We start from the raw sequence: 17,538 nt of genomic DNA, 5'->3' as shown, positions 1-17,538 counted from the left end.
CTCGCCTGGGTCAGGCCATCAACACGGCGACCTGTTCGCCGAACAGGATCAGCGCAATGACGATCATGGCCAGGCCCGAGAACTGGCTGACCCTGCGCGCGGCCACCGGGCGCGATTGCAGCACCGCCTTCGACCCCAGGCCCACCAGGGTGTAGATGACGGCGCAATTGAGGATCTGCAGGATCCCCAACGCCGTGATCTGCGTGGAAATCGGCCAGGCGCCGTCGCGGCTGGTGAATTGCGGCAGCAAGGCCAGGAACAGCAGGATGGCCTTGGGGTTCACGCCGCTGACGGCGAAACCTCTTGCGGCCCAGCCCAGCCAATGCCCCGCGGCCCGCGCGTCACCCGCTATGGGCTCCGACGGATGCGCCAGCACGTTGGCCCCCAGCCAGAGCAGATACGCCGCGCCGACCAGCGTCAGCACGGTGAGGATGGCGGGTTCGCTCGCAACCAGCGCCCCTATGCCCGCCGCGACCACCATGGTGATCATCAGATAGCCGGTCAACATGCCCGCGACGGCGGGAAGGACGGCCTTGTCCCGTAAGCCGGCGGATATGGCATACGCCCAATCCGCGCCCGGGACGACAACCAAAGAAAGCGAAACAAGCCAAAACGCCACCAGATTGCCGGTTTCCAACTGCATACCCCAAATGAATCTCAGGCGGGGAATGTTATCGGCGAAGCAAGGGGAAGTGCTCCTGCTATCTATCTGAAAATACATAGTTGTGGGTAGAATCTTCCCCATGGATGACATGGATAGAAAAATTCTTGCGCAGCTACAGGAAGACGGCCGCATTTCCATCACGGACCTGGCGGAACGGGTTGGCCTGAGCCTGTCTCCGTGCCACCGGCGGCTGCGGGCGCTGGAAGAGGCGGGCGTCATCAGCGGCTACGGCGCAAACATCAATCTGGCCGCGGTCGGGTTGAATTTTTCGGCCATCGTCTTCGTTACCATGCGCGAAGGCAGCAGCGACCGGGTGTCGGCGTTCGAGGCAGCCCTGGCCGATATTCCCGAGGTGGTGCAGGCGCAGCGGCTGTTCGGCGACCCGGACTACATGCTGCACGTCGTCACCCAGGACCTGCCCGCGTTCCAGGCGCTCTATGACCGCGTGCTGTCGGCGCTGCCGAGCGTGCTGCGTTTGCGGTCGACGCTAGTGATGAAGAACGTGCTGAGGAACCGGCCTGTGCCGCTCTGAGGCGGGCGGAGAGCCAGGCCGCGCGGCTGCGCGCGACCTGGGCCCGGATCAGGATTTCGCGGCGGGGGCGGGGGCGGCCGCGGCGGCCCCAGGCGTCGCGCCCTGCGCCGTCTTCTGCGAGGGCGCGATGTCCATGATCAGTTCCACGCGCCGGTTGGCCGCGCGGCCTGCCGGGGTGTCATTGGACTCGATGGGGCGGGTCTCGGCGTAGCCGACAGCGCGCAGGCGCTGGGCCGATACGCCGTCGCGGACCAGCTCGCGCAGCACGCTGGTGGCGCGGCTGCTGGACAGTTCCCAGTTGGACGCGAATTGCCGGGTCTGGATGGGCACGGGGTCGCTGTGGCCCTCGACCGAGACCTGGTATTCGTTCTTGTTGAGGATGGCGGCCAGGCGCTTGATCACGTCCAGGCCGGTGGGGCTGAGGGTGGCCTGGCCGGACGGGAACAGCAGTTCATTGCTGATGCGAAAGCTCACCGACTGCTCGTTGATGATCACGTCCACCGATTTGCCCAGGTCGGCCAGGCCCAGCGATTCCTTGGAGGGCGCGCGCAGCGGCGGGGCGGCGTCGGCGACGACCTCGCCTTCCTGGGCAGGCTGGGCCGTGGCTGCGGCCACGGCAACGGCCGGGGCTTCGGCCTGCGCCCAGCTTGCCGGAATCTGGACCGCGTCGAATTCGGAGTATTCGCCGTCGTAGTCGGGCAGGCCGCTGGCGGCCAGTGTGCCGACCAGCTCCACGGGTTGTTCCGATTGGCCGAAGGCGCCGCCGTGCAGCCGCGTGAGCGCCAGCAGCACGACCAGCATGGCCAGCAGCAGGGTGATCAGGTCCAGGTAGCTGAGCAGCCAGTTCTCGGAGTCCTGTTCGACGGTTTCCTCGACGTGCCAGCGGGCATAGCGGTCCTTGCGGTCGCCCTTGCTGGGACGCCAGCCGCTATTGGCCGCCGCTTTCTCGGCGCGTAGCTGGGCCTGGCGGGCCTGCTCGATCCGCTGCGCCAGGGTGGGAGAAATCAGGCTCATTGGCGCGCGGCGGCAGGACGGGCGATGGAGACGGGCTGGGCCGCGCCAGGTTTGGCCGCGGGTTTGATCTGACCTTCCGCCTTGGCTTGCGCGGCCTGGGGCTTGGCGTCCGCGCCGCCGTCGTAGATTTCGTCTTCAACGTGCATGACGAAGGAATTCAGCGTTTCGCGCACCACCGCGGGGCCGCGCTTCTCGCACATCATGGCGATGCCCTGCAGCACCATGTTCATGGATTCGACGCGCCTTGCGGTACGGCGTTCCAGCTTGAGCGCGATGGGCTTGCAGACCAGATTGGCCAGCAGGATGCCGTAGAAGGTGGTCATCAGGCCAATGGCCAGCTGCTGGCCGATCATCTGCATGCTGCCGTCGCCCAGTACCGACATCAGGTTGATCAGGCCCACCAGCGTGCCCAGCATGCCGAAGGCCGGGGCAAAGGTGGCCATGACGCGGAACATCTGGGCCTCGGCCTGTTCACGCGCGCGCAGGCGCGCCACGCGCCATTGCAGCAATTCGATGATCTGGTCTTCGGGCGTGTTGTCGATGATCAACTGCACGCCGGTGCGCAGGAAGGGGTTGCTGACCTTCTTGAGTTCCTGCTCGACCTTGCGGACGTCGGTGTTCATCCACAGCTGGGCCATGGACACCAGTTCCTCGATGTCCCGCTGCTGGTCGTGCTGGTCGTTGCGAAAGACGGTGCGCACCAGCTTGAAGACGCGCAGCACTTCCGACAGCGGGTAGGCGATGAACACGGCGGCCGCGGTGCCGCCCAGCACGATGGCCAGCCCCGGCAGGTTGATGTACATGCCGGGGTCGGTGGCGGCCAGGGCCACAACGATAACCAGGGTAAGCAGGCCGACGGCGGCGCCGATGACGGTAGACGGATTCATGGATCTTGCCCGATAAACATAGGCATCCCCGTACGCGGAATGCCGGATTTCGGGGAATTCTAGCCAGGGCAGGTCTGAGTCAATCGACCGGAAAACGGGGCGAAAAGGGCGGTAAGCGGCGGCTTGAAGCGGTCGGCGGGGCGCAGGTCGGTCCGGAAATAAAAGGGTCGGATAAGACGCAGGATCGGCCGGTGCATATGCCGGCAAGCCGCGAGCCCCGCATCGGCTCCTCGTCGATCCCGCGTCGGCCCTATCGGCCCTGGCGATCCTGGCGGGCGAACCATTCCTCGCGCGTGATCTCCCAGATTTCCGTGGGCAGCCGTCCGCTGACGTAGCCGCGCTCCTCGGTGGCGACCAGGCGCATGCCGCCTCGCTCCGAAATCCGGCGCGAGGCGGTGTTGGTGGCGGCCTTGGGCGCCCGCAGCAAAGGCTTGCCCAGGACCTCGAACCAGTATGCGGTGGCGGCTTCGCTGGCCTCGGTCATGTAGCCCCGGCCGTGATGGGCGGGGTCCAGCCAGAAACCGCGGTTGTTCCAGGAATCGTCGTCCATCAGGCTGACGATGCCTATCAGGCTGGCGGGCGCCTGACGGGTGCGGATGGACCAGTGCCACTCCTTGCCGCGCCGCATCGCAGGGATCGCCACTTGTTCCAGATAGCTGCGCGCCCCGTCGGGCGGGTAGGGCCATGGCACCTGGTCGACCAGGTAGCGCACCACTTCCCACTGCGGGAACAGGCGCTGGATCGCTTCGGCGTCGCCGATTTCCAAGGGCTGCAGGATCAGGCGGTCGGTGGCAAGAGGCGGGAACAAAGGAGCTTCAGGCATGGCTGCTGGGGGCGGGCGCCGCGTGCCGGCGGCAGATATGTATATCATGAGCGTCATCTGGCGGCGTCTCGCCCGGCGCCGCGGCAGCATTGGAGCAAAAACATGAATACCCCCAACGAAAACGTCAGCATGGCGCTTTTCTGTGATTTCGAGAACGTGGCGCTGGGCGTACGCGACACCAAGTACCAGAAGTTCGACATCCGGCCGGTGCTGGAACGGCTGCTGCTCAAGGGCAGCATCGTGGTCAAGAAGGCCTATTGCGACTGGGAGCGGTACAAGGAATTCAAGGCCCCCATGCACGAGGCCAATTTCGAACTGATCGAGATCCCGCACGTGCGCCAGTCCGGCAAGAATTCCGCCGACATCCGGCTGGTCGTGGACGCGCTGGACTTTTGCTACACCAAGTCCCACGTCAATACTTTCGTGATCATCAGCGGCGATTCCGATTTTTCGCCCCTGGTTTCCAAGCTGCGCGAGAACAACAAGAAAGTGATCGGCGTGGGCGTGAAGCAGTCCACCTCGGACCTGCTCATCGCCAACTGCGATGAATTTATCTTCTATGACGACCTGGCCCGCGAAGGCCAGCGCGCAGCCGACGCGCGCCGCGACAACCGTGGCGGCGCCGCCGCGGGCCAGCAGCGCCGCACGCCCGACGAGGAACGCCGCCGCAAGGAAGAACTCGAGGCCCGCAAGACCCAGGCCGTGGAAATGGTTGCCGAGACCTTCGAAGCCCTCATGGCCGAACGCGGCGACAGCGGCAAGATCTGGGCGTCCGCCCTGAAGGATGCGCTCAAGCGCCGCCGGCCGGATTTCAACGAGTCCTACTACGGCTTCCGCGCCTTCGGCAACCTGCTGGACGAGGCGCAGTCGCGCGGCCTGCTGGAAGTCGGGCGCGAGGAAAACGCCGGCACCTACGTATACCGCGACAGCGCGGACGGGGCTGCAGCCGCGAATCGCGCCGCAGCCGATGGCGGATCCCGTTCAGCCTCGGCCCGTCAACCGGCAGCGGCCGAGACCGGCGACGCGTCCGCCGGCGCGGCTCAGGAAGAATCCCGTTCCCGCTCCGGCCGCAAATCGCGTGGCGGGCGCAAGTCGGGCGGCGAGGGCAGGGGAGCCAACCAGACTGCCGAGCAGGAAACCGCTGGCGAGAGCGCTGCCGCGCCGTCCGAAGCTTCGTCCGCGGCGTCTTCCGTCCAACCCGCAACCAAGGCGCCGGCCCCGACTGAGGCAGCCGCGCAATCCGCCGCCATAGCGCCGGCGACCGCGCAGCCCGATGCCGCCAGGCAGGCCGACGAACAAGCGGATGCCGCCAAGCTGGACGCCATGCGGGCCGACGCCCTGGCTCGAGCGCAGGAATCGAAACCGGTCCAACCCTCGCGTCTGCCGCCCATGCCCAAGCCCCTGCCGCAAGCGCGCCAGCCGTTGCCGGCGGTGAACATCGCTGAATGGACCTTTGCCCAACCTGCCGCGGAAAGCCGCAGCCAGCCCGCGAGCAAAACGCCTGCCAAGATGTCCGACCCGTTCGAGGGCGGCATGGCCAGGATTGCCGCAAGGGACGAGGCCAAGGCCGTCCAGCCCGTGGCGGACACGCATGCGGCTGCAGAGCCCGCAGCCGACAAGCCCGCATCGAAACGGGCCGCGACCCGCAGCCGTCCCGCTGCCAAGAAGACCGCCGCCAAGACCGCACCCGTGGCGCCGGCCGAGCCAGCGGCTGCGGCGGCATCCGAAGCGCCCGCCAAGCCTGCCCGCAAGAGCGCCGCCAAGACCGCCAGCAAGGCGGCTCCCCGCGCGCGCCGGGCCAGCAAGACGGCCGGGGAATCCTGAAGCCCCGGCTTCAGGGCTGACAGCGCTCAACCGCCCGGGCCGCCGTAGCGGCCCGGCGTGGCGCCCAGCTCGCGCTTGAACATGGCAATGAAGGCGCTGACGTTGTCATAGCCCAGCTCCAAGGCCACTGTGGTCACGGCCGCGCCTTCGGCCAGCATTTCCTGCGCCCGCATCAGGCGGGCGCGCTGCCGCCAGGCGCCCAGGGTCAGGCCGGTTTCCGCCAGGTAGCGGCGCGCCAGCGTGCGCGGCGACATGCCGATGGCGGCGGCCCATTCTTCTTGCGTCCGGGTGTCCGAGAGCTGGTTCGACAGCGCCAGCGCCAGCCGCTGCAGACGCGCGTCTCGCGGCAGGAGCAGGGGCTGGCCGGCATGCGGCAGGGTTCTGATTTCATCCCGGATCACCTCGATCAGGCGGCTGCGCGCCGGGTCGATTGCGTCGTCGCTCCAGGACGCGGCGCGGCCCACGGCGGCCAGCAGCAGATCGGAGGCGTGCAGCACGCAAGGACCGGCAGGCAGCCCCGCGCAAGCCGCCGGGCTCAAGTACGCGCTATAGCCGGCATACGGACCATGCGAGTACAGTCCGTGCGGTACGTCGGGGGGTATCCACACCGTCTGGCGGGATGCCACCACCCATTGATGGTCTCCCGCATAGACCGTCAGCAAGCCTTGATAGGCGCCCAATAGCTGCCCCCGCGCATGCTGATGCATGGCGGTATGGCGTAGCGCGCCATCCTGGCTGCGTACGGCGATCAGCCTGGGACCGCCGCGGTCGCGGGCGCGTCCAGGATCAAGCAAGGGAGGGGTGAGAGCAGGCAGTGCCATTGGCAGAAATACCGTATTGGATGGCCAGAACCGCGCAGACTTGCCACGCGGGCCCGTCTATCGTAACTCCTGTCTTGAACAGCTACAGGAGCACAACATGAAAGCAAGCGATATCCTGCCCGACGGCAGGGATCTGGGGGAGTTCAACGGCGTGGCGGTGCGCAAGGGTACGGTGGGGGCGTTTCTCGCCAACGCCCGCGTCTGCCTCGACCCACAGGCGCCGGCCCAGGCCGTGGCCGATGCGCGTACGGACATCCAGGATGCCTTGCCGGCGCTCAATGCGCTGGGGCTGTTCGACGTGCTGCAGGTACGGGATCCCGCGCTGCGCGCCTGGATGCGCGAAATGGGCGCGGCCGCAAGCTGAGCCCTGGCCACACAGGCGTCCGCGCGCCAAGCCCGGTGCTCTATCATGCATGCTTTGAATAAGGGCCGCGCGCCGTGTTGCGGTCCATCGCCTCGGATTACGCATGCAATACGTTCTGGTCAGTTCCTGTCTGCTGGGCAACCCCGTACGCTACGACGGACGCGGCGCCTCCCATGACCACGCCGTGCTGACGCGCTGGCGGGACGAAGGCCGGGTGGTGGCGGTCTGTCCGGAAATGGCGGGCGGCATGCCGGTTCCGCGTCCGCCCGCCGAGATCGAGCCGGACTCGGACGCCGCCGCCGTGCTGGCCGGCCGCGCTCGCGTCATGGCGGTGTCGGGCGAGGATGTCACCGCGCCCTTCGTGCATGGCGCGCAAGCAGCGCTGGAAGCCGCGCGCAAGCACGGCATCGGCATCGCGGTGCTGAAGGAGGGTAGCCCTTCCTGTGGTAGCGGCTACGTGTACGACGGCCATTTCGCCGGCCGCAAGCAGCCCGGCGTGGGCGTGACGGCCGAACTGCTGGCCCGGGCCGGCCTGCGCGTCTTCAGCGAGAAACAGTGGGATGAGGCCCAGGCCTGTCTGGCCGGCCTGGAGGCGGCCGATGGGCGTTGATGTGGGCGACCTGCTGGTGCTGCTGGGAGTGGCCGGTTGCGCGGTCCTGGCCTGGAAGGCCGCAGTGCGCACCGGCCGCAGCAAGGGCCTCCTGCGCCTGGCCGCCGGCCTCTGCCTGGCCCTGTCCGGCTTCTTTTTCTACGCCTGGTACGCGCAATACCTGAAGTGGGACTTCAACGAGCTGGGCCGTTACTACGATCCGGTCGACCAGGTGGTCTACACGGATTCGGGATTCGTCTGGATCCTGCCCGCCGGCGTCATGCTGGCCGTCGGCCTGCTCTGCGGCTGGCGCGGCTGGCGCCGCTGAGCCGCCAGCCGCTTACTGCCTCACGCGGTCATTCGCTGCGGATGTCGGCCTGCTTCACGATCCGGCCGTTATCGGCGTATTCCTTCTGCACCTGGGCCGTGAACTGCCCCACCGTCCCGGGCGACATGATGTTCAGCGCGTCCGTCAGCGGTTTGCTGATGTCCGGCATGGCGGCGATGCGGTTGATGAGGCCGTTCATGCGCTGGCGGAAATCCGGACTGGTGCTGGCGGGAGCGAAAAACCCGAAAGTGGATGTCATGTTTGCCATGGGATAGCCCAGTTCGGCCAGCGTGGGCGTGCCGGGCCGTCCGGGCAGCCGGGCGGGGGAACCCACCGCCAGCAGCGTGAGCTTGCCTTCGTCGATCAGCGCATTGACCGGACCGGAGGCATTCACCAGCATCAGCGTAAATTGTCCACCGAGGGCATCGGGCACCATCTGCGCCATGCCCTTGTACGGCACGTGGGTGATGCGCACGTCCGCTTGGCCATTGATCTGCTCCAGCATCAAATGCCCCAGCGACCCCACGCCGGCCGTCGCCAGCGACAGGCCGCCGGGATCGGCCTTGGCCTGGGCCAGCATGTCCTGGAAGGTTTTGCCCGTGAACTTCGGGCCGCCCACCAGATACACCGGCGAATACATCACGGAGGCCACCGGCGCCAGATCCTTCAAGGGGTCGTACAGCGTCTTCATCACATGCGGCGATAGCGTGACGGGGCTGACGGCGGTAAAGGCCAGGGTATTCTCGTCGTGAGCCCGCGCCACCGTGTTCATGCCGATCATGCCGCCCGCGCCGCCGCGGTTCTCGACCACCACGGGCCGGCCCAGTTCCGCCGCCAGTTTCTGCGCGAACGCGCGCGCCGTGTTGTCGACGATGCCGCCCGCACCATAGGGCACGACGATGGTCATGGCCTTGGCGTCGGCTTGCGCTTGCGCGGCGGCAGAGAACGCGCAGGCTGCGCTGATTGCGCACAGCCCGGCGATCCGCTTGAAATTCAACATGCTTTCCCCTTGTCTATGCCCGACGGCCTGTCCGTCGGGACGCGGCAACGGCCCTGCAAAGAGGCGCGCCGGCATGCAGTGTGTGCAGGCCGGCGCGGCAGGGCAAGCGGGAATACCCGGAATGGCGCTTCAGTGCGAGCGGTAGCCGCGGCTGGTCATGCAGGAATCCAGCGCCCGGTTGTAGGAGTCCACCATGACCTGGGTGGTCCATTGCGTGATGGTGGCCGGGTCGTATCCGCTCTGGTTCATGGCCCAACGCTGGCAGTCCATGGTGGCGCTGGCCTGGGCGCTGTTGACGGGCGCGGTGGACTCGTATTGCACCGGCTCGTACTGAGGCTGGGGCGCGCTGTACACGGGCTGCGCCTCGTACACTGGCGCGTTGTAGACGGGGGCCGCGTAGACCGGCGGGCTGGTGTAGCCCACGCCCGACGAATAGACGCCCGCCTGGGTGTAGGAGGGCCCGGAATCAGCCGCCAACAGCAGGCCTATGGTGGCCAGCGCGAAGGCGCCGCCTATCCACCAACCGTCGGAACTGCTGCTGCCGCCATGGTAATTGTGGTACCCGCCGTGGTATCCGCCACCGTGGTATCCGCCGCCGTGGCCGCCGCCCCAATAACCGCCGCCACGCCCGCCAGCCATGGCAGGCGCGCTTGCCACGGCCAACGCCAGCGCCGCGACGATGGCCATACGGCCAGAAAACCGCTTCATGATCTTGCTCCTGATCCGCCCCGGGGCCCAGCGTGACGCGGGACCCGGACCGATATTGCCACTTTACCGCCTGGCCGCTCCCATAAAGTGTCTCAAGCGCTACGGAGATTTCAACTGATTTCAGCGGGAGGCGGACGGGTCCCGGCGCTCGGGCCAGTTGTTGCAGGAACGCGACTCGCCGGGGCGCAACGTGATCTGCGGCTTATCGTTGAAATACGCGGCGTCGCGGTCCAGCGTCATGTAGGTTTCGTAGCCCGTTTTCTCCACGCACCAGTTCCAGAAGTACACCTGCGCCCCGTGGATCATCATCGATTCGGCGCGCCATTCCTTCAGGGCCCCGAACGCGGCGCTGCCGTCGGACGCGCTGCGGGTTTCATTGCGGAATTGTTCCCGCCCATAGGGAAACGTGCTGCTGATCAACACCACCCGCGCATCGGCCAGGGGCTGGGAATTTTCGTCCAGCACAGTGGCGCGGGCGTCAGGCTGCATGGTCTTGTACACGGGGTAGGGCACGCAGCCCGATAGCAGGCTGGCGAGCGCCAGGGGGGCAATGGTCGGCAAGCACTTTGGGAAGGACATTGCAATGGTTGTATCCGTTGTGGGAACCGTGGGTAAAACCAGTGGCTAAAAGCGCGGAAGGGTAGTATTTTCTCGCGATGATTACGGCACGACCTTCTTCTTTACCGCAAGACAAGCGTCTCACCAAGGGTGAACGCACACGGGCTCAACTTCTGGAGGTCGCGGCAGCGGAATTCGCGGAACGCGGATTCCAGCATACCCGGATCAGCGACATCGTCGCCCGCGCCGGCGTGACCCAACCTGTCTTCTATCAATACTTCGCCGGCAAACAGGCAGCCTACGATGAACTGGTGGGCCTGTTCGCGCAGCGCTTGCGCCAGGCCATCGGCCAGGCGCGCATGCCGGACGGCCTGCAAGACGCCGGATTGGACAGTCGCGTCCGCCTGGGCGTGAGCGGCCTGCTCGCCATTCTGCAAGAGGATCCGAACCTGACGCGCATCGGCTTCTTCCAGGCCGCCGAGGCCGAGGCGCTCAAGAACGAGCTGGCCGCGATGATCGCCGACAACGTGAGGGCCGAGCAAAAGGTGGGACTGCTCCGCGAGGACATTCCGGCCGACTGGTACGCCCAATCCATGATGGGCATCATCGAACGGTTCACGCGGCAGGAGCCGGATGCGGCCAGGCAGCAAGCCCTGGCGGAAGTCGTCACCAGCCTGTTGCTGGACGGGATACGAAAACCGCTCCGACAAGCCTCCTAGCCGGAGGCTTTTTTTTGGCCGGAATCCGGATCCGAATCCGGGCCTGAATTGCATTCGCGCGGTCCGGCGCTCAAGCCCAGGTTTCTTGCAGATACATCCATTGCGGCTGGCCGCCGGGCTGGAGGGCAAACAGCGCTGTCGCCCGGCGCTGGGTCGCGCCCGCGCTCCAGGCGTGGCGTTCACGGTAGCTCAGCAAGACCGAATCCGCGCCGGCGTGCAGCACGGCCAGCTCGTCGATGTCGATCTTCAAGCCGGGGCGGGAGCCGCGCAATCTGCCGAACAAGGCCGGCAAAGCCTCCGCGGGCAGACGCTGACCGTCGGCGGCGATCATGCTGAAGCCGGGCGCAAAATCCTTGAGCAGGGCGGTCAGCTGTGTATCCGGGGCATCGGGCGAGCCGATCCAGCCTTCGATACGGGCATGGACGTCGACAGCCAGGCGCAGGCAATGGGATGAAAGGTCGGACATGGGTGGGATTCCTGGAAAGGGAGCGCCATTCTAGGAGCCAGGTTGTTCCCGAAAAACGACCTATCAATGGATATACTGTTCGTGTTTTTTTGACAATTAATCCAGGCCTTCCATGATCAATCTGAATCGTCTGGCGATGTATGCGGCGGTGGCCGAGGCCGGCTCTTTTACCGCGGCGGCCGATGCGCTGGGCACGACCAAGGCGGTGGTCAGCTTCAACATCAAGCAGTTGGAACAGGAGCTGGGCGTGGCGCTGCTCACGCGCAGCACTCGGCGGCTGGCGCTGACCGAGGCGGGGGAAGGCTTTTACGGCCACTGCGCGCGGCTGCTGCGCGAAGCCGAGGCCGCGGTGGACGAGGCGCGTTCCGGCCAGACGGCGCTGTCGGGCAGCCTGCGCGTGACGGCGTCGGTGGACTACGGCAACCGGGTGGTGGCGCCGGCGCTGGCGGCATTCGCGCGTGCGCATCCCGCCTTGCGGGTGGGCTACCGCGCCGGGTCCGCGCATGCGGACCTGATCGCCGAACGGCTGGACCTGGCCATACGGGTGGGGGCGCTGGAGGATTCCAACTACCGGGCCACGCGCATCGGCCAGTTCAGGCTATGGATCGTGGGCAGTCCGGACCTGTTGGCGCAGCACGGCGCGCCGCGCACGCCGCAGGCGCTGGCGGCGCTGCCCTGGCTGGCCAACCGACCTGGCCGCAGCGACCGTTGGCGGCTGACGGACAGCAAGGGGCGCGAGCACGAGCTGCGCGTGGCGCCGGTGGCGCAGGCCGATACGGCTTCGGCGCTGCTGGCTTTTGCCGAGGTCGGATGCGGCGTGGCCGCGCTGCCGGAGTGGCTGCTGGAAGAGCCTTTGGCGCGCGGCACATTGCAACGCCTGCTGCCTTCGTATGCGCTGCCGCGCCTGGAGGTCTACGCCGTGTATCCCGACACCCGCCACGTCAGCGCCAAGGTCCGGCGCTTCATCGATTTCCTGCGGGAGCGGCTGGGGCCGTCCGGCAAGCCTTAGGGGCGGCGCATGGTCCTTTGCATGCGAACATGCTGGGGCCTCGCGTCTCAGCGCTCCAATGCCGGCGTGCCGCCCGCGCCCAGATCCCAATACAGTCCTGTCATCAGGCTCAATGCCTGCCGCAGCAAGGCCGGCGGCAAGTGTTCGTTCGGCGCGTGCTGGGAACAGCCTGGATAGGAGTGCGGCACCCAGATCGTGCGCAGGCCCAGCACGTCGGTGAAGATGTCGTTGGGCAGCGAGCCGCCCAGGTTGGGCAGCACGGCGGTCTTGGCGCCGGAGGTGCGTTCCAGCGAACCCACCGCCCAGCGCACCCAGGCGTCGTCAGGGTCGATGCGGGTGGCGCGGAACATGTTCTCACGCGTCAGCGTGATCTGGACCATGGGGAAGCCTTGGCGGTCCAGATGGCGGCGCAGGGCGGGGACCAGGTCGTCCGGATCCACGCCCACCACGAAGCGCAGCTGGCAGCGGGCCCAGGCGCGCGGCGGAATGGCGTTGACGGGCGTGTCGGGATTGCCGGTCTTGTAGGCCAGCACCTCGAACGAGCACCAGCCGAACACGCGCTCTGCCGGCGACAGCCCCGGCTCGCCCCACCAGGGTTCGATCTCGGGACCATCGGCGCCCCCGTCCACCTGGCAATCGGCAAGGGCGCGCCGCACCGCGGCGGGCAGTTCGCGCGGCACCCATTCGGGGATGCGGATCTGGCCGGTGGGCGAAACCAATGTGGAGATGGCGTGGGCCAGCTGGATGCCGGGATTTGAGATCAGGCCGCCCCAGTTGCCCGAGTGGTGGCCGCCCGCGCGGGCCTCGATGCTCAGGTCGAAGTTCAGGCTGCCGCGCGCGCCCAGGAAGATGGTGGGGCGTTCCGCGCTCAGGCGCGGGCCGTCGGAGGCGATGAGCAGGTCCGCCGCCAGCAGCGCCCGGTGTTCCTCGCACAGGTCGCGCAGGCCCATGGAGCCGGTTTCCTCGCCCATCTCGATCAGGTACTTGGCGTTGAAGCCCAGCTTGCCGCGCGTCTCCAGCACCAGTCGCAGCGCTTCCATGTTGATGCTGTGCTGGCCTTTGTTGTCGGCGATGCCGCGGCCATACCAGCGGCCCTCGGATTCGGTCAGCGCCCAGGGCGACAGGCCTTCCTTCCATTCCTTTTCCAGGCCGCGGATGACGTCGCCATGGCCGTAGCCCAGCACGGTGGGCAGGGCCGGATCCTCGATGCGCTCGGCATACAGGAACGGCGCGAGCGCCTTCGGGTGCGTCAGCGTGCGGCAGGTGAAGCCCAGCGCTTCGAAGGCGGGCCGGATCTCGGCTTCCAGGTAGGCCGCGAGTTCGGGCGCGCGCGCCGGGTTCTGGCTTTCGGTGGGCTGGGCCAGGCGGCGAGCCAATAGCGCGCGGAAGGCGCCGGAATCAAAACACTGTTCCGCCTGGGCGATGGCTTGTGCGCGGGTCATGATGGCTGGACTCCGTTGGAGGTAGGGGGATAGAGGTGGCAGGCCACCACGGATTGCTCGCGCCGGACCAATGCCGGGCATTCGGTCTTGCATTGCGCCATGGCCTGCTGACAGCGCGGGTGGAAGGGGCAACCCGAGGGCGGACGCAGCGGATCCGGGAATGACAGGCCCAGGCCCATGTCGGGTATGCCCAGTCCGGGTTCGGGCGTCAGCACCGAGGCCAGCAGCGCCTGTGTGTAGGGATGGCGCGGATCATGGAATAGTTGCGCCGTGACCGCGGATTCCACCACCCGGCCCAGGTACATCACCGCCACGTGGGTGGCGATGTGCTCCACCACCGCCAGGTTGTGACTGATAAAGACATAGGTCAGGTTGAATTCGCGCCGCAGGTCCATCAGCAGGTTCATGATCTGCGCCTGCACCGACACGTCCAGCGCCGAGGTCGGCTCATCGCAGATGACGATCTCGGGATGCATCACCAGCGCTCGCGCAATCGCCACGCGCTGGCGCTGGCCGCCGGACAGCTGGCCTGGCGTGTTGTGGGCCAGCCGGGGCGGCAGGCCCACGCGCTCCAGCATCTCGATGGCCTTGTGCTGCTTCGGATTGGGAATGCCGTGCACTTCCAGCGGCAGCGAGACGATGGAGGCGATGGAGCGCCGCGGATTCAGCGACGAATATGGATCCTGGAAGATGGGCTGGACGCGGCGGGCGAGCGCACGCCGGCCCAGGTTGCGGATGTCCTGGCCGTCGAGCCGGATCGCCCCCTCGGTGGGCGGCGTCAGTCCCAGCAGCATGCGGGCAAGCGTGGATTTGCCGCAGCCGGATTCGCCCACGATGCCCAGCACCGCGCCGCGCTCCACCGCCAGGTCCACGCCGTTGACGGCGTGCAGCGTGCTGCGCGGCCGGAACATGCCGGATCGGATCGAGAACTGCCTGCTGACAGTCTCGGCTTGTAGCAATGGGCTCATGCCGGGACTCCTTCGGATTCGAGGATGCAGCGCCATTGCTGGCCGGATGCGGCGCCGTGTACGGGTACCTCATGGCGGCATTGCGGCTGGGCGTGCGGGCAGCGGTCGCGAAAGGCGCAGCCCTGCAGTTCGCCCACCAGCGCGGGCACGACGCCCGGGATGGTGCCCAGCGCCTCGCCGGGCGGCGTGCGCCCGGGCACGGGGATACAGCCCAGGAGCCCCTGGGTGTAGGGATGGCGCGGCGAAGCGAACAGTTCCGCCACGGGTCCTTCTTCCACGATCTGGCCCGCGTACATCACCGCGACCTGGCGCGCGATGCGCGCGACCACGCCCAGGTCGTGGGTGATCAGCACCATGGCGATGCCCAGCTCGGCCTGCAGGTCGGCCAGCAGACGCAGGATCTGCGCCTGGATGGTCACGTCCAGCGCGGTGCTGGGCTCGTCGGCGATCAGCAGCTCCGGGCCGCACATCAGCGCCATGGCGATCATCACGCGCTGACGCAGGCCGCCGGAGAGCTGGTGCGGATACTGGGATAGCCGTTGCCCGGCCGACGCGATGCCGACTTTCTCCAGCAGCTCCACCGCGCGGTCGCGGGCCTGCCGCGCGCCGGCCTTGCAATGGTGGATGTAGTGCTCGGTCAGCTGTTCGCCGATGGCGTAGGCGGGGTTCAGCGCCGTCATCGGCTCCTGGAAGATCATGGCCATCTTGCTGCCGCGCAGCGCGTTGATGCGCCCGCCGCGCGCGGCGGACAGGTCTTCGCCCAGCACCGCCAGCCGCCGCGTGCTGCGCCGGGCGGCCTTGGGCAAGAGACCCATGATGGCCAGGGAGGTCATGGACTTGCCGCAGCCCGATTCCCCCACCAGGCACAGCGTTTCGCCGCGCCGGACCTGGAAGGACACGTCGCGCACCGCGTGCAGCGGGCCGCGCGGCGTGGCGATGTCGACGGTGAGACCCTGCACGTCCAGCACGATGTCGGTGTCGCTCATGCTCAGGCCCTCTCTTCAGGCGTCAGGAGTTGATGCAGCCCGTCGCCGGCCAGGTTGATCGCGAAGATCAGCAGCGCCAGCGCCGACCCCGGTATGGCGATCAGCCAGAACGAGAAGAACATGTAGGCCTTGGCCTCCGAGATCATCAGGCCCCACGACGGCAGCGGCGGCTGCACGCCCAGGCCCAGGAAGGACAGGGAAGCTTCCAGCAGGATCGCGCTGGCGGCTTCCAGCGTGGCGATCACGATCAGTTGCGGCACCACATTGGGCAGCACTTCGCCCCAGACGATGCGCCAGGTGGACGCGCCCGCGGCCTGCGCCGCGGCCACGTATTCCAGCGAGCGCACCTGCTGGGTGGCGCTGCGCATCACCACCGCATAGCGGTCCCACTTGAGTAGCCCCAGCACCAGGATCACGACCCACAGCGAGCCGCCGACGATGGCGACGGTGGCCAGCGCCACCAGGATCACGGGCATGGACAAGCGGGTGGTGATGAGAAACGACACCGCCATGTCGACCTTGCCGCCGAAGTAGCCGGCCGCCATGCCCATGGCCGTGCCGATCAGGCCCGAGATCAGCGCCACGCTGATGCCGATCAGAAGCGAGATGCGCGCGCCGTAGAACAGGCGCGACATGTAGTCGCGGCCCAGCTGGTCGGTGCCCAGCGGGTGCAGCCAGGTGCCCTTGGCGTACCAGACCGGCGGCGCCGTGCGGTAGGCCAGGTCCTGGTAGTAGGGGTCATGCGGCGAGATCCAGGGCGCGAACAGCGCGATCAGCACGATGAGGAGCAGGATGCCGCCGCCGGCCAGCAGCGCCTTGTTGCGGCGCAGCCGCCGCCAGCGCAGGGCGGACGCGGACAGTTGCAGCGGCGCCGGGGCGCCGGAAGCGGACGGGGTCAGGGTAGGCGTGTTCATGTCAGGACACCCGGATGCGCGGGTCCAGCCACGCGTTGGCGATATCGGCGGCCAGGGTCAGCAGCACGTAGAGCACCGACAGCAGCAGCACGATCAGCTGCATCACGGGATAGTCCTTGTAGGTGATGCTCTGGTAGGCCAGGTAGCCCAGGCCGTCCAGCGCGAAGATGGTTTCGATGACGACCGAGCCGCCCAGCAGGTAGCCCAGCTGCACCGCGGCCAGCGCCACTACCGGCACGATGGCGTTGCGCAGCGCGTGCTTGAAGACGATCTTGCGTGCCGGCAGGCCCTTGGCGCGCGCGGTGCGGATGTAGTCGGCGGCCAGGACTTCGATCATGCCGGCGCGGATCAGGCGCATGAAGGCGGGGGCCACGTAATAGCCCAGCGCGATCGCCGGCATCACGAAATGCTGCCAGCTGCCGCTGCCTGACACCGGCAGGATGCGCAGCGATATCGAGAACAGCATGATCAGGATCAGCGCGAAGAAGAAGTTGGGCAGCGCCTGACCCAGCACGGCGATGGCCAGGCATATGCGGTCGATCAGGCTGCCCTTGTACAGCGCGGCCAGCACGCCCAGCGGAATCGAGATCAGAAGCGCGAAGGCCAGCGCGCCCAGGCCCAGCAGCAGGGTGGTCTTGAGCTTGGAGAGGATCAGCGGTCCCGCCTCGGTCTTGAAATACACCGAGGTGCCGAAATCGCCCTGCAGGATGTGCCAGAGCCAGTCCGCGTACTGCACGGCCAGCGGCCGGTCCAGGCCGTAGGTCTTGCGGATCATGTCGATGTCGGCCTGGCGCGCGCCTTCGCCGGCCAGCGCCAGCGCCGGGTCGCCGGACAGGTGCAGCAGCAGGAACGCCAGGATCGAGACCGTCAGCGCCACCAGCACCGCCAGGCCCAGGCGCCTGATCGTGAAATACAGCATAGG

General features: G+C 67.4%; 21 protein-coding genes. 7 read left to right on the top strand and 14 right to left on the bottom strand.

What is annotated here, in order from left to right; genetic code table 11:
- Nucleotides 1–10: 10 nt before the first annotated feature.
- Entirely contained in the window at nucleotides 11–643 is a 633-nt protein-coding gene (locus HV793_RS16055) for a LysE family translocator (protein WP_082401164.1), read from the bottom strand.
- A gap of 100 nt (nucleotides 644–743) precedes the next feature.
- Between HV793_RS16055 and HV793_RS16050 the strand changes: the two genes are divergently transcribed.
- Nucleotides 744–1,196, top strand: a complete 453-nt coding sequence (locus HV793_RS16050) for an Lrp/AsnC family transcriptional regulator (RefSeq protein ID WP_175213508.1) — start codon at nucleotides 744–746, stop codon at nucleotides 1,194–1,196.
- 48 nt (nucleotides 1,197–1,244) lie between these two features.
- On the opposite strand, the gene HV793_RS16045 is transcribed toward HV793_RS16050, so the two are convergent.
- The 3 genes from HV793_RS16045 to HV793_RS16035 all read right to left on the bottom strand — a co-directional run bounded on the left by HV793_RS16045 (nucleotide 1,245) and on the right by HV793_RS16035 (nucleotide 3,920).
- A complete protein-coding gene (locus HV793_RS16045) occupies nucleotides 1,245–2,210 on the bottom strand; it encodes an OmpA/MotB family protein (RefSeq protein ID WP_175162890.1) in 966 nt (321 codons plus the stop codon).
- Nucleotides 2,207–3,097: a motility protein A gene (locus HV793_RS16040; protein ID WP_119449415.1), complete on the bottom strand. Its 891-nt coding sequence runs from the start codon at nucleotides 3,095–3,097 to the stop codon at nucleotides 2,207–2,209. The genes HV793_RS16045 and HV793_RS16040 overlap by 4 nt, the downstream gene beginning before the upstream one ends.
- Before the next feature lie 250 nt (nucleotides 3,098–3,347).
- Complete coding sequence (locus tag HV793_RS16035) at nucleotides 3,348–3,920, bottom strand: GNAT family N-acetyltransferase (RefSeq protein ID WP_125471696.1); 573 nt, start codon at nucleotides 3,918–3,920, stop codon at nucleotides 3,348–3,350.
- A 102-nt stretch (nucleotides 3,921–4,022) separates the two neighbouring features.
- On the opposite strand from HV793_RS16035, the gene HV793_RS16030 reads away from it, so the two are divergent.
- The gene (locus tag HV793_RS16030; RefSeq protein WP_175213507.1) at nucleotides 4,023–5,744 is read left to right on the top strand and encodes an NYN domain-containing protein; all 1,722 of its coding nucleotides are present in this window, start codon (nucleotides 4,023–4,025) and stop codon (nucleotides 5,742–5,744) included.
- A gap of 26 nt (nucleotides 5,745–5,770) precedes the next feature.
- On the opposite strand, the gene HV793_RS16025 is transcribed toward HV793_RS16030, so the two are convergent.
- On the bottom strand, nucleotides 5,771–6,565 hold the full coding sequence (locus HV793_RS16025) for an AraC family transcriptional regulator (RefSeq protein WP_119449418.1): 795 nt from the start codon (nucleotides 6,563–6,565) through the stop codon (nucleotides 5,771–5,773).
- A 97-nt stretch (nucleotides 6,566–6,662) separates the two neighbouring features.
- Here HV793_RS16025 and HV793_RS16020 point away from each other — a divergent pair, with 97 nt between their 5' ends.
- The 3 genes from HV793_RS16020 to HV793_RS16010 all read left to right on the top strand — a co-directional run bounded on the left by HV793_RS16020 (nucleotide 6,663) and on the right by HV793_RS16010 (nucleotide 7,846).
- A complete protein-coding gene (locus HV793_RS16020; RefSeq protein ID WP_119449419.1) occupies nucleotides 6,663–6,929 on the top strand; it encodes a hypothetical protein in 267 nt (88 codons plus the stop codon).
- A 103-nt stretch (nucleotides 6,930–7,032) separates the two neighbouring features.
- Complete coding sequence (locus tag HV793_RS16015) at nucleotides 7,033–7,539, top strand: 2-thiouracil desulfurase family protein (protein ID WP_054456450.1); 507 nt, start codon at nucleotides 7,033–7,035, stop codon at nucleotides 7,537–7,539.
- Nucleotides 7,529–7,846 carry a hypothetical protein gene (locus HV793_RS16010; protein WP_175213506.1) on the top strand — a complete coding sequence of 106 codons (318 nt, stop codon included), beginning with the start codon at nucleotides 7,529–7,531 and terminating at the stop codon, nucleotides 7,844–7,846. The genes HV793_RS16015 and HV793_RS16010 overlap by 11 nt, the downstream gene beginning before the upstream one ends.
- A gap of 28 nt (nucleotides 7,847–7,874) precedes the next feature.
- Here HV793_RS16010 and HV793_RS16005 read toward each other — a convergent pair whose 3' ends face one another.
- From HV793_RS16005 to HV793_RS15995, 3 genes are all read right to left on the bottom strand, one after another.
- On the bottom strand, nucleotides 7,875–8,846 hold the full coding sequence (locus HV793_RS16005; RefSeq protein ID WP_175213505.1) for a tripartite tricarboxylate transporter substrate binding protein: 972 nt from the start codon (nucleotides 8,844–8,846) through the stop codon (nucleotides 7,875–7,877).
- A gap of 129 nt (nucleotides 8,847–8,975) precedes the next feature.
- A complete protein-coding gene (locus HV793_RS16000; RefSeq protein WP_175213504.1) occupies nucleotides 8,976–9,554 on the bottom strand; it encodes a hypothetical protein in 579 nt (192 codons plus the stop codon).
- A gap of 120 nt (nucleotides 9,555–9,674) precedes the next feature.
- A complete protein-coding gene (locus HV793_RS15995) occupies nucleotides 9,675–10,133 on the bottom strand; it encodes a carboxypeptidase regulatory-like domain-containing protein (RefSeq protein WP_175213503.1) in 459 nt (152 codons plus the stop codon).
- Between the two features lie 152 nt (nucleotides 10,134–10,285).
- Between HV793_RS15995 and HV793_RS15990 the strand changes: the two genes are divergently transcribed.
- Nucleotides 10,286–10,831, top strand: coding sequence for a TetR/AcrR family transcriptional regulator (locus HV793_RS15990; RefSeq protein ID WP_225596824.1), 546 nt, complete (start codon nucleotides 10,286–10,288; stop codon nucleotides 10,829–10,831).
- A gap of 70 nt (nucleotides 10,832–10,901) precedes the next feature.
- On the opposite strand, the gene HV793_RS15985 is transcribed toward HV793_RS15990, so the two are convergent.
- Nucleotides 10,902–11,297, bottom strand: coding sequence for a hypothetical protein (locus HV793_RS15985; protein WP_175213502.1), 396 nt, complete (start codon nucleotides 11,295–11,297; stop codon nucleotides 10,902–10,904).
- Between the two features lie 112 nt (nucleotides 11,298–11,409).
- On the opposite strand from HV793_RS15985, the gene HV793_RS15980 reads away from it, so the two are divergent.
- Nucleotides 11,410–12,306 carry a LysR family transcriptional regulator gene (locus HV793_RS15980; protein ID WP_175213501.1) on the top strand — a complete coding sequence of 299 codons (897 nt, stop codon included), beginning with the start codon at nucleotides 11,410–11,412 and terminating at the stop codon, nucleotides 12,304–12,306.
- A 47-nt stretch (nucleotides 12,307–12,353) separates the two neighbouring features.
- On the opposite strand, the gene HV793_RS15975 is transcribed toward HV793_RS15980, so the two are convergent.
- From HV793_RS15975 to HV793_RS15955, 5 genes are read right to left on the bottom strand one after another with little or no spacing between them, the layout of a single operon-like run.
- Nucleotides 12,354–13,748 carry a M20 family metallopeptidase gene (locus tag HV793_RS15975; RefSeq protein ID WP_175213500.1) on the bottom strand — a complete coding sequence of 465 codons (1,395 nt, stop codon included), beginning with the start codon at nucleotides 13,746–13,748 and terminating at the stop codon, nucleotides 12,354–12,356.
- Nucleotides 13,745–14,716: an ABC transporter ATP-binding protein gene (locus tag HV793_RS15970; RefSeq protein WP_175213499.1), complete on the bottom strand. Its 972-nt coding sequence runs from the start codon at nucleotides 14,714–14,716 to the stop codon at nucleotides 13,745–13,747. The genes HV793_RS15975 and HV793_RS15970 overlap by 4 nt, the downstream gene beginning before the upstream one ends.
- Entirely contained in the window at nucleotides 14,713–15,702 is a 990-nt protein-coding gene (locus tag HV793_RS15965) for an ABC transporter ATP-binding protein (RefSeq protein WP_054456460.1), read from the bottom strand. Before HV793_RS15965 ends, HV793_RS15970 begins: the two co-directional genes overlap by 4 nt.
- A 2-nt stretch (nucleotides 15,703–15,704) precedes the next feature.
- On the bottom strand, nucleotides 15,705–16,616 hold the full coding sequence (locus tag HV793_RS15960; protein WP_175213498.1) for an ABC transporter permease: 912 nt from the start codon (nucleotides 16,614–16,616) through the stop codon (nucleotides 15,705–15,707).
- A 1-nt stretch (nucleotide 16,617) separates the two neighbouring features.
- Nucleotides 16,618–17,535: an ABC transporter permease gene (locus HV793_RS15955; RefSeq protein ID WP_054456461.1), complete on the bottom strand. Its 918-nt coding sequence runs from the start codon at nucleotides 17,533–17,535 to the stop codon at nucleotides 16,618–16,620.
- Nucleotides 17,536–17,538: the final 3 nt, after the last annotated feature.

The sequence above is a fragment of the Achromobacter aegrifaciens genome (assembly GCF_902859965.1).
Lineage (GTDB): Bacteria > Pseudomonadota > Gammaproteobacteria > Burkholderiales > Burkholderiaceae_B > Achromobacter > Achromobacter aegrifaciens.
This window is presented reverse-complemented; position numbering and strand designations above follow the sequence as displayed.